General features: G+C 41.9%; 12 protein-coding genes and 1 other RNA gene. 9 read left to right on the plus strand and 4 right to left on the minus strand.

Going from position 1 to position 11,274, the window contains the following annotated elements; genetic code table 11:
• Window positions 1–195 precede the first annotated feature (195 nt).
• Together RM049_RS38495 and trxA are read right to left on the minus strand one after the other, a co-directional pair.
• Entirely contained in the window at window positions 196–360 is a 165-nt protein-coding gene (locus RM049_RS38495; RefSeq protein ID WP_322708003.1) for a hypothetical protein, read from the minus strand.
• A gap of 369 nt (window positions 361–729) precedes the next feature.
• Window positions 730–1,047, minus strand: coding sequence for a thioredoxin (trxA, locus tag RM049_RS38500; protein WP_322670357.1), 318 nt, complete (start codon window positions 1,045–1,047; stop codon window positions 730–732).
• Between the two features lie 811 nt (window positions 1,048–1,858).
• Between trxA and fabG the strand changes: the two genes are divergently transcribed.
• Together fabG and RM049_RS38510 are read left to right on the plus strand one after the other, a co-directional pair.
• A complete protein-coding gene (fabG, locus tag RM049_RS38505; protein WP_322700654.1) occupies window positions 1,859–2,605 on the plus strand; it encodes a 3-oxoacyl-[acyl-carrier-protein] reductase in 747 nt (248 codons plus the stop codon).
• Between the two features lie 82 nt (window positions 2,606–2,687).
• A complete protein-coding gene (locus RM049_RS38510; protein ID WP_322708004.1) occupies window positions 2,688–3,533 on the plus strand; it encodes an Rpn family recombination-promoting nuclease/putative transposase in 846 nt (281 codons plus the stop codon).
• Window positions 3,534–3,594: 61 nt separating this feature from the next.
• Here the strand turns inward: RM049_RS38510 and RM049_RS38515 are convergent, their stop codons facing one another.
• The gene (locus RM049_RS38515; RefSeq protein WP_322670354.1) at window positions 3,595–4,677 is read right to left on the minus strand and encodes an MraY family glycosyltransferase; all 1,083 of its coding nucleotides are present in this window, start codon (window positions 4,675–4,677) and stop codon (window positions 3,595–3,597) included.
• Between the two features lie 157 nt (window positions 4,678–4,834).
• Between RM049_RS38515 and groL the strand changes: the two genes are divergently transcribed.
• The 4 genes from groL (at window position 4,835) to rnpB (ending at window position 9,141) form a co-directional block, all read left to right on the plus strand.
• On the plus strand, window positions 4,835–6,508 hold the full coding sequence (groL, locus tag RM049_RS38520) for a chaperonin GroEL (RefSeq protein ID WP_322670353.1): 1,674 nt from the start codon (window positions 4,835–4,837) through the stop codon (window positions 6,506–6,508).
• A 261-nt stretch (window positions 6,509–6,769) separates the two neighbouring features.
• Window positions 6,770–7,912 carry a magnesium/cobalt transporter CorA gene (gene corA / locus RM049_RS38525; protein WP_322708005.1) on the plus strand — a complete coding sequence of 381 codons (1,143 nt, stop codon included), beginning with the start codon at window positions 6,770–6,772 and terminating at the stop codon, window positions 7,910–7,912.
• 65 nt (window positions 7,913–7,977) lie between these two features.
• On the plus strand, window positions 7,978–8,673 hold the full coding sequence (locus RM049_RS38530) for a hypothetical protein (protein WP_322670351.1): 696 nt from the start codon (window positions 7,978–7,980) through the stop codon (window positions 8,671–8,673).
• 46 nt (window positions 8,674–8,719) lie between these two features.
• Window positions 8,720–9,141, plus strand: an RNA gene (gene rnpB / locus RM049_RS38535) — RNase P RNA component class A.
• 148 nt (window positions 9,142–9,289) lie between these two features.
• On the opposite strand, the gene RM049_RS38540 is transcribed toward rnpB, so the two are convergent.
• Entirely contained in the window at window positions 9,290–9,673 is a 384-nt protein-coding gene (locus RM049_RS38540) for a hypothetical protein (protein WP_322670350.1), read from the minus strand.
• Between the two features lie 124 nt (window positions 9,674–9,797).
• Here RM049_RS38540 and RM049_RS38545 point away from each other — a divergent pair, with 124 nt between their 5' ends.
• The 3 genes from RM049_RS38545 to rnc all read left to right on the plus strand — a co-directional run bounded on the left by RM049_RS38545 (window position 9,798) and on the right by rnc (window position 11,149).
• The gene (locus tag RM049_RS38545; protein WP_322693778.1) at window positions 9,798–9,992 is read left to right on the plus strand and encodes a hypothetical protein; all 195 of its coding nucleotides are present in this window, start codon (window positions 9,798–9,800) and stop codon (window positions 9,990–9,992) included.
• 90 nt (window positions 9,993–10,082) lie between these two features.
• Window positions 10,083–10,265 carry a hypothetical protein gene (locus RM049_RS38550; RefSeq protein ID WP_099104126.1) on the plus strand — a complete coding sequence of 61 codons (183 nt, stop codon included), beginning with the start codon at window positions 10,083–10,085 and terminating at the stop codon, window positions 10,263–10,265.
• Between the two features lie 164 nt (window positions 10,266–10,429).
• Window positions 10,430–11,149, plus strand: coding sequence for a ribonuclease III (rnc, locus tag RM049_RS38555; protein WP_322708006.1), 720 nt, complete (start codon window positions 10,430–10,432; stop codon window positions 11,147–11,149).
• The last annotated feature ends 125 nt before the right edge of the window (window positions 11,150–11,274 follow it).

Below are 11,274 nucleotides of genomic sequence, written 5' to 3' on the forward strand. Positions count from 1 at the left end.
CTTTATTCCTTCTTCCCAGTCCCCAGTCCCCAGTCCCCAGTCCCTAGTCCCTACGATTAATTCAGAAATCAAATCAGATTGCTATAGTGTGATAGTCTATGGTGGTGACTGAGCTTACCGAATGACCGAAGTGCAGGCTATATAAAAATAAACTGTGTAGATGTAGATCATCGTAGGTATCGCCCCACAGATAACCTAATTATTTCTTTTACCTGATTTAGCAGTTTGATTTGAAAGGTGGTGCTTTTGTATAACCCGCTCAATCTGGCAAGTCACCGCATCTATTCTATTTCTAACCTTATCAAAATCAATATTCGCCCAAATATAGGCTTTGTCAGGTCTTTGTTGCTTTCTATTCATATATGGTCTTACTTGTCAATATACTTTGTTATATCTATACAATATAGTCTTCTCAATTTCTAAACTACTTTCTCTTGACATATAAGTAAATATGCTTAACATTTACTTAAGGTTTTATCGCAATCCGATTTTATTTTTAAACCTATTTACGCGATCCTCAAAGTACAGCGTAAGCGCCAGAGGCAGGGAGTAGGGAATCAGCCTTAGTTATACAGAGTTTTTTCATGCAATCAAATAGGAGTCTTATAGCTTTTAGAAGTTCAACCAAACAGTGATTTGATTAATATGGGCGCAGATTATTCTCTATCTATTGAAAGAGACGCGATATTTCGCGCCTCTAAGAACTAAAATCAAAATTCTAAGTGGTTATTAAATCTTTGTTTGGAGATATTGCACTAACTGCGGTGCTTGCATCACTCCCTCTATCCGCTCCACAGGCTGACCCTGCTTAAACAGTACTAAGGTTGGAAGAGAAGCAATTTTATACTCAGTAGCCAAATCTGTGTATTTTTCCGTGTCGATTTTGACAATCCTTAAGCGATCCTTAAGTTGGGCATTGACTTGCTCTAAAATTGGCACCATCATCTGACAAGGGCCGCACCAGTCAGCATAAAAATCTACTAATACAGGTACATCAGAAGCAGACAGCATATCTTCAAAACTGTTAAATTGCTTTTTCGTTGCCATGTGACACACACCGATTTTCAATTGTTTGTTTCAATAGTAGTTCTTATAAAATAAAATCGGTATAGGTTCATGGGTTTTTGTTAGTAAAAGATTAGATTAGTTAATATGAGGATGATTAGCCAGCCAAAAATATTAAATAATTATAATAAAATCCGTATATTATGTTAGGTTGTGCATCTGTATTAAATATGTGTTTCAACCTATCACGATCGACCAAATCATTATAGAGCCTTTCACAAGAGTGATGTCTACGAAGGCTGTAGATGCAACACTTTCTAGTCTATCTAGTCAGGCAAATATATTAGTTATAGTTATTCATCTATTTACAGAGAAGTAACTATAGATATTTAATCAGAGTAAAACGTTAATTATTGTTATTCGAGTTATATAGGAATCTTATTTGATTTGTGAGAATTGCAAATCGCAGCTTCTCGATAACTTTTATGAAGGTGAGGATCTTGTTTTAGCGCGTCTGATTCAGCATAGCTATATCTAGCTAAATACGACGTATAGCAATCCTATTTGATTCCTGATTACTCGTAAAGATCGGGGACTAGGGACTGGGGATGGTGGGGCCCCTGAAGGGGATAAGGGGTAATGGGGACTGGGAAGATAGAAATAAAGGTGTACTGAGTTTTTTCAGAAATCAAATATGAGTCCTATATAACTTTATCTATTAGCTATCTAACTTGCAGCATGACAGCAAGATTATCACCCCGCAAGAGTTAGATATTATCCAGACAATATTCAGATGTTCCCGAAATCGCCATAAGATGATTAGCGCGGTATTTCTAAGATTGAGGAACATTAAATGACGCTATTACAAGATAAAGTCGCAATTGTCACAGGTGCATCAAGAGGAATTGGCCGAGCGATCGCAATTGAATTAGCTTCACAAGGAGCGATCGCAGTTGTCAATTATGCTAGTTCCAGTGCAGCTGCTGAGGCAGTTGTTACAGAAATTACAGCAGCCGGAGGTCAGGCGATCGCGATCCAAGCAGACGTTTCTAAAATTGAGCAAGTAGACACACTAGTTAACGCCGTGATGGAAAAGTTTAAGCGTGTGGATATTTTGGTCAACAATGCAGGAATTACGCGCGACACACTGCTTTTGCGTTTGAAGCCAGAAGATTGGCAAGCAGTGATAGACCTGAATCTCACTGGTGTTTTCTTATGTACACGCGCCGCCAGTAAAATTATGCTGAAGCAGCGATCGGGGCGGATTATCAACATTACCTCTGTTGCTGGGCAAATGGGCAACCCAGGCCAGTCAAACTACAGCGCCGCCAAAGCAGGTGTAATCGGCTTCACCAAAAGCGTTGCCAAAGAACTCGCTACTCGTGGCATTACCGTTAACGCCGTCGCTCCTGGATTCATCACCACCGACATGACCAGCGATCTCAACAACCCCGAAGATATTCTGAAATACATTCCACTCGGCCGCTTCGGTCAACCCGAAGAAGTCGCAGGAATGGTGCGCTTCCTCGCCGCCGATCCCGCCGCCGCCTACATCACTGGACAAGTCTTTAACGTCGATGGCGGTATGGTAATGGCCTAAATAGTTGAAGGGTAGCGATTTTTCGTAGTTGGCGCTAAAGAGCCAACTACGAACTTATTAAATAAAATTTGACAGATTAGTTATGAAAACAGACTCTATTTTTTATCGTTTATTTCAAACTTTCCCCAGTGCTTTTTTTGAATTAATTAATCTGCAACCATCAGAAGCAAATGCATATAATTTCGCTTCAGTAGAATTAAAGCAAACAGCATTTCGCATTGATGGGGTCTTTCTTCCTGTTGCTGACACTAATCATCAGCCGATTTATTTTGTAGAGGTTCAATTTCAAAAAGATAATGAATTTTATGCTCGTTTATTTTCAGAAATATTTCTGTATTTACGACTTTACGCACCTACTTCAGATTGGCGAGCAGTAGTTATATTCCCTCGCCGCAGCCTTGAACCAACCCAAGTCCAACCGTATCGAGTCTTACTCGAAAGCCAACTTGTAACGAGGCTATATCTAAACGAGCTTGGAGAAGTAACTGAATATTCCTTAGGAGTTGGTATTATCAAATTAGTAATTGTAAATAAAAAACAAACTCCCATATTAGTCAAAAGTTTGATTACAAAGACACGTTCGGAACTGAGCGATAAAGCACTTCAAAAAAAAGTGATAGATTTAATAGAAACAATTGTAGTTTACAAACTACCGCGTATCAGTCGTCAGGAGTTGGTAAAAATGTTTGGACTCGGTGATTTTGATATCAAAACGACTAGACTTTATGAGGAACTCAAGCAGGAAACAACTCTAGAGCTAGTCATGCGCCAGTTACGACGACGCATTGGTAATTTGAATCCGCAATTGTCAGAGCGCATCAGCCAGTTATCTATCGAACAGCTTGAAAATCTAGCCGAGGCACTGTTGGATTTTTCCACAGAAGGAGATTTAGTTGTTTGGCTGCAAGACAATTTAACTCAAGCTTGAATTTTTGGTGAATTGAATAAACATAGTAGGGCTAGCACTGCAATGCCGACCCTACAAGCAACTAAGGCTGTTGGCGTATCCTTTGCCAGACTGTAAAGCCCAAAAGTAGGATAATACTACTGGCGGTTGTCAGCATCACAGCCAAACTCATACCTTGTATTCTCATCGCTAGCAAGTTGAAAACTAAGGTAATTGACCAAAGGGTAAATGCAGCATGGCGCTGGGAGAGTCCCCAAGCAAGTAAGCGGTGGTGCAGGTGGTCTTTGCCAGGAGTACTCAGAGGGTTATTTCCTGCTAGTAGCCGCCGCACAAATACTTGAGTGGTATCTAGCACCGGTAATAATAGAAATAAAACCGTGGGAATTAGGGCATAAATTGTGTTTTGTTGCAGTTTCCCTAAAATACTAGTTGCTGCCAACACATAACCAAAAAAGTATGCTCCGGCATCACCCATAATAATTCGTGATGGATGGAAATTATGGCGCAAAAATCCTAGTGCAGCACCTCCCAAAGCTGCGAGAACTAAGATTGCCGCCGCACGATTGTTAAATTGAGCTGCAACGCCCAACAAACTCATGGCGGTGATAAAGCTAATTCCTCCTGCCAAGCCATCCATACCATCCATCAAATTGATGGCGTTGGTAATCCCTACTACCCATAGTACTGTTAGCAACATGGACAGAAGCGAGTCGATGGGAGTGCCAAACAGGACTTTGACACTGATACCATTAGCTACCAGTAACAGTGCTGTGACAATTTGCGCCCACAATCGCACAGAGGGCGGTAAGCCAAACTGATCGTCAATAAAGCCCACCAGGACTAATATCGAACCCCCCAACAGAATAGTGAGCACCTGAGCCAATACGTTTTGGAGTTCGATCGGTCGTAAAAGGCTAGCTAATACCAGCGCGGCAATCACGCCCGCGTAGATAGCCAGCCCCCCGGCATTGGGTAAAGGTTCTCGGTTGAGTCGCCGTGCGTTGGGTTGGTCAGCCCAACCTACCCGCAAGGCGAATTTGCGTACTGTCGGAATTAAACGCCAAGTTACAAGCCAAGCCAAGAGGAACGTAAATACTACTGCCAACCAGCCGGTGCCGCTAGGGTCGGCAATACCAAGGGACTTAAGGGAGTTGTCTAGATTCATCTCCCAATTCAAGCATTACTGCCAGTATCTAATATGAGCATCACCTGTATATTAATCAATTTTTTTATTTCCATTTGTAACTTGAGCCGCTTGAGAGATTAGCACTCTGGCGCTGTGAGTGCTAAATTGTCTAATGGAAGCGCTGGAGAAATCAAACATGGCGAAAATTATTGCATTTGACGAGGAATCGCGGCGATCTCTAGAAAGGGGTGTTAACGCCCTTGCCGATGCCGTAAAAATCACCTTGGGGCCCAAAGGTCGCAATGTCCTTTTAGAGAAAAAATTTGGCGCACCTCAAATTGTCAACGATGGTATCACTGTTGCCAAGGAAATTGAATTAGAAGATCCTTTGGAAAATACTGGTGCAAGACTCATCCAGGAAGTGGCCTCAAAAACTAAAGATGTCGCTGGAGATGGGACAACCACCGCCACAGTTTTAGCACAAGCCTTAATTAGAGAAGGTTTGAAGAACGTTGCGGCAGGTAGTAACCCTGTGAGCTTGAGACGCGGGATCGACAAAACTATTGAGGCATTGGTAGAAGAAATTGCCAAAATAGCCAAGCCAGTAGAAGGAAGTGCGATCGCTCAAGTTGCCACTGTTTCTGCTGGTAACGATGAAGAAGTTGGTCAAATGTTAGCTCAAGCAATGGAAAAAGTCACCAAAGATGGTGTAATTACCGTTGAAGAATCTAAATCCCTGACAACTGAACTAGAAGTAGTTGAGGGGATGCAGATTGACAGGGGTTATATTTCTCCCTACTTCGTCACCAACAACGAACGGCAAATCGTCGAATTTGAAAACGCCCGAATCTTGGTGACAGATAAAAAAATCAGCAGCATCCAAGATTTAGTGCCAATTTTAGAAAAAGTTGCCCGTTCTGGTCAGCCTTTGCTAATTATCGCTGAAGATGTCGAAGGTGATGCTTTGGCAACTTTGGTGGTGAACAAAGCGCGCGGTGTACTAGCCGTAGCTGGAATTAAAGCGCCTGGGTTTGGCGATCGCCGCAAAGCTTTGTTAGAAGATATTGCGATTCTCACCGATGGACAGTTGATTTCTGAAGAAATCGGTTTAAGCTTGGATACGGCTGCTTTAGAAGCGTTGGGAACTGCCCGCAAAATCACCATTGACAAAGAAAACACCACAATTGTTGCTGGTAGTGTCACCAAGCCAGAGGTACAAAAGCGGATTGGTCAAATTCGCAGACAGTTAGAAGAAACTGATTCTGAGTACGATCGAGAAAAACTGCAAGAACGCATCGCCAAGCTCGCTGGCGGCGTGGCAGTGATTAAAGTGGGTGCGGCAACCGAAACCGAACTCAAAGACCGTAAGCTGCGGATTGAGGATGCGCTCAACGCTACTAAAGCTGCTGTAGAAGAAGGTATTGTTCCTGGTGGTGGAACAACCTTAATTCACTTAGCTAAGGCAGTACAAGCGATTAAAAACACCCTAGAAAATGACGAAGAAAGAATTGGGGCTGATATTGTCGAACGAGCGCTAGAAGCCCCCTTGCGCCAAATAGCAGACAACGCTGGTGCTGAAGGTTCTGTAATTGTCTCGAAAGTCCGGGATAGCGACTTCAACATTGGTTACAACGCCGCTACTGGCGAATTTGAAGACTTGATTGCTGCTGGTATTATCGACCCTGCCAAAGTTGTGCGTTCAGCTTTGCAAAACGCTGGTTCCATTGCTGGTTTGGTCTTAACCACCGAAGCGATCGTTGTTGAAAAGCCAGAGAAGAAATCCGCTGCTCCTGCCCCTGATATGGGCGGTATGGGCGGTATGGGCGGTATGGGCGGCATGGGTGGCATGGGCGGCATGGGTATGTTCTAATTTCTGCTGATCCAGATAAATATTTTTTAAACAGTTTGTCTTGCCAAGGCAAACTGTTTTTTGTAGCATTGCTGATTCAAAGGCAATATGTTATACCAATTCGTAATTCGTCAGATAAAATCTGGGTGATGACCTCTTTATATTAATTTTTGCAAAATAACGTCTGAGTTATGTAAGTTATTTTTATGTCCTTTGTTATTTACTAATGAAAAATGACAAATGACCAATGACCAATGACAAATGACTATTAGGTAATATTGCATGGCACGAAAATTACGTCGCCTTCCTAAAATACTCACCAAGCTATATGAAGACGAGTTCCATCACCAACCAGGGACTATACCTGGAACCATTTTTATTGATGCAGATGCTCCACCACCAATAATTTTTTTGATTGACTATAACCAAACCAATTTCATTCGCGAACAAATAGAAACTCCAGAGGAGTGTGTCTCTTATCTGGAATCGGAATCGGTTTCTTGGGTAGATGTACAAGGTTTAGGTAGTCAAGATATATTACAACGATTGGGTAACATTTTTAAGTTACATCCTCTAGTTTTAGAAGATGTAGTTAATGTACCGGAGCGTCCTAAAACAGAGGATTATGAAGATCAATTACTTTTCATTGCCCGGATGGTAGTACCAAAGGAAAGAACATGTGGTTTTTATAGCGAACAAGTGAGTTTGATATTAGGAAAAAATTATCTACTGACAGTACAAGAGGAACCAGAACATGATTGCTTTGAAGCGGTGCGATCGCGAATTGAAAAAAACAAAGGTATCATCCGTAAACAGGGAGCAGATTATTTAGCTTATGCTCTATTAGATGCAATTATTGATGGCTTTTTCCCAGTCCTGGAGCTTTATGGCGAGCGAATCGAAGAGTTAGAGGAGGAAGTAATAGTTAAACCTACTCCCCAAACACTGCAAAATATTTATCAAATTAGACGAGAATTACTGCAACTACGTCGTGCTATCTGGCCCCAGCGGGATGCAATTAATTCCTTAATTCGAGATGCTCCCGATTTGATTTCTGAAGAAGTACGAATCTACCTGCGAGATTGTTATGACCATACTGTACAAGTGATGGATATGGTAGAAACTTATCGAGAACTATCATCTGGATTAATGGATGTGTACCTTTCGGCAGTAAGTAATAAAATGAATGAAATCATGAAGGTACTAACGATAGTTTCAACGATCTTTATTCCCCTGACTTTTGTGGCCGGAATATATGGTATGAATTTCAATACAGAGAAATCACCATATAATATGCCTGAGTTGAATTGGTATTGGGGCTATCCACTTTGCTGGGCATTGATGTTAGCGATCGCATTTAGTTTGCTATTATTTTTTTGGCGAAGAGGGTGGCTGCAAAATTCTGTAGTAATCAAGCGCAATTAAAAATTGTAGATTAGCGATGAGTCAAATATATATTCATTAGCACCGGGAGTTAAGATTTTTGAGTTATGAGGAGTAGCGACCAAAATTTAGTAGTTTTGACGATTTATATTATCGGTGTCTCTTATGTTTTCAACCGCATGATTGAATCCATCGATGATCAAGTAAAATTTGAGTTTAAAAAAGGAACTGTTGACGAACAACTCAAAGAACAAAATCTCGACGATAAAATTGGAATTTCCTTTAAACTCAAATCTTCATACCCAATTGACGATTTGAAAGATTTAGGAATTAGCATTGAAAATAAATCAGATAATGTTGCCGTATACGTTGACTGGGACAATAGTTCTTTAGTTGTTGAACATAGTAAGCAATCGCGCCGCGTAATTCGGAAATCACCAGACTTAACCCGCGACTTAGCAGTACCCCAAAGTCCTAGCCTGATTGCTCCCAAGAAAACACTTTCTGAAACAGTGACAGCAGAAGATGTTTTCCAGCGCGATCAAGTAGCTGGAACCTATTTAGCAAAAAAACCACTAATTGATATCAATGGGCTACAAAAAGGGCAAAAAAAGTTGTACAACGATTTTATTAACAGAAAAAAAGAGTTGGATTTTTCCCTGCAATTAGTGTTGAGGATATCTGAAGTGCGTCTAGGTCTAGCTCCAGGTCGTGATTTTCCTCCTATTAGCATTATCAATTGTCCTTTCACAGTCAGGAAACTACCTTGGACTTACGCTCTACCTTGGAATAAAAAAAAGTAATAACCTGTCAACCCCTTGTGTTAACCGGGTACACTGGATTTAAGGAGAGAGTAGGCGCAGGCGGTTGCAGATCGGTCATAGTTACTGGTTTGAGGAAAGTCCGGACTCCCGAAAGACCAAACTTGCTGGATAACGTCCAGTGCGAGCGATCGTGAGGATAGTGCCACAGAAAGATACCGCCAATCAATTTTAGATTTTAGATTTTAAATTTTGGATTGAATCTAAAATCCAAAATCCAAAATTCAAAATTGTTTGGTAAGGGTGCAAAGGTGCGGTAAGAGCGCACCAGCAGCATCGAGAGGTGCTGGCTCGGTAAACCCCGGTTGGGAGCAAGGCGATAGGAACTATGGTTGGTCTTTTACCAGTTCCGCTCAATGAGAGCCGCTTGAGGCGTTTGGTAACAAACGTCCCAGATAGATAACTGCCCTCGCAAGAGAACAGAACCCGGCTTATGTCCTGCTCTCTCCCCTTTAATGGAGTATGAACCTTTCACGGTTTGTACTCTATTATTTTTTGTACGGGTTTTGTGCGTAAGCGTACCCTTTGGGATCTTGCTACGCGTAGCGTCTCGTAGAGAAGCTCGTCGTAGACATCGCTAATTCATCATCTAAAGCATTTAAAGCATTCCCAATATCTCTAATGCTGTATCCAAATGCCATTTAACCCGATAGAGTCCAAACAGTTTCTCTTGACTGTAACGTGCAGGGTACTCTAACTTCCTTCCCTCCATCGTCACCTTGAGCAATGCTGACTGCTCTGGTGTCGGTGTTCCCATAGCTTCTAGTGTCGCTTCTAGCGCTTCTACTTGAGAAAGCATAGGAGGCTTCAATCCTTTATTTTCTGACACTTGCTTGCAGGCTATAACAGGGAAAGTTAGGAGTGCATTAATGTAGGATGCCTTATCGGCAGGGTTTCCTATTGCTTGGATGCCGTACTGTATCAGACATAAATCGCGTAACGCTCTCAAGCTTTTAACTTCTAATTCTGTGCGCGTAAACATAAAATAGAGTTACCTCTTGTAAAAGTGGGAATCGGTGGATGCATACCCTCAGAAAGTTTCATCCACCAATTAATCATTATTCAATACGCTTCCACATTAGTACAGCTTTATTAAGTAACGTAAAGTGTCTAAAGATAATCGCGGTAATCCAGATATTAAAAATTATGGTTTCAAAACTGACAGGGAAGAACCTCTGACTGAGAAGATGAACTTACGTATGACAAAATCCATGAAAGAGGAAGTGCAGCAACAAGATAACCCTCCTGAATTCTGTAGAGAAGCTATCCAAGAGAAGCTAGATAGAAATAAAAGGAAGTAAGTAGGTCAGCACGATAAAATCCATGTATATTTAGTTAACATTTTCTACTGATATACACGTGGAGAATAAATTTATTTGTATTTCTCTACAATGTCTAAAAATAAAGGTAATCCAGATAACTTAAAGCCGTTCACCACAGACAGAGAGCGACCACTAACTGAATATCTACATTTGCGTGTCACCAAAGAAATGAAGGAAGAGGTAAAAGCTAAGGACGATCCTCCTGAATTTTGTCGTCAAGCTATCCAAGAGAAGCTAGATAGAGAGAAGTAGCGAAAAGTTGTTAGAGTAATAGTCCAAGAACTTTAGGAATATAAATTAAATATAGATAGCTAGTTACCTTCCCCTGCCCCCCGCCTCCCCTGCCTCCCCTGCCTCCCCTGCTCCCCCTGCCTCCCCTGCCCCCTGTCCCCTGTCCCCTGTCCCCTTATCATGCAATGCCCCTTGCCTATCCACGCCGTCAACGGCAACTTGAAAGTTTAGTCCAAAAATTTGGTTTGTCGCTAGAAGCACCTATAAAGTGGGAACTGCTGGATTTAGCGCTAACTCATCCCACTGTCTCTGATTCGGCAAATTATGAACAGCTAGAGTTTGTTGGCGATGCAGTGGTGCGGCTGGTGTCGGCTGTTGTGTTATGGGAAAATTATCCCGATTGTCCAGTAGGGGATTTTGCGGCAATTCGTTCGGTATTGGTAAGCGATCGCATTCTCGCCCAATTGGCCAGAGTTTATGGTTTGGAGTTATACTTACTAGTCGCTGGCAGTGCTACCGCCGATAAAGTTGGTCTAGAGTCACGACTGGCAGATGCTTTTGAAGCAGTTTTGGGTGCGCTTTACTTAAGTACTCAAAATCTAGAATTGATTCGCTCTTGGCTAGATCCCCACTTTCACCAATTAGCAACAGAAATTCGCCTCGATCCCGCCAGACTTAATTACAAAGCTGCTCTCCAAGAATGGACTCAGGCGCAATTTAAAGTTTTACCAGAGTATCGGGTTGTGGAAATCACTCAACCGCATCGCAATCAAGAACGTTTCCTGGCTGAAGTGTGGCTGCACGGAAACAAACTAGGAGAAGGTAAGGGGCGATCGATCAAAACCGCCGAACAAGCCGCAGCTAAAGTAGCTTTTTTAGCAATTTCTAACCCGCAAATACCCTGAGCTTAAAAGAAGGGCGATTAGTCGATAATCAGTTGATTGTCAGTGGTCATTTGTCCCTCGTCCTTTGTATACAAATGACAAATGACAAATGACAAATGACAAATGACAAATGACAAATGACAAAT

The sequence above is a fragment of the Nostoc sp. DedQUE04 genome, assembly GCF_034530995.1.
In the GTDB taxonomy this organism is placed as follows: domain Bacteria; phylum Cyanobacteriota; class Cyanobacteriia; order Cyanobacteriales; family Nostocaceae; genus Nostoc.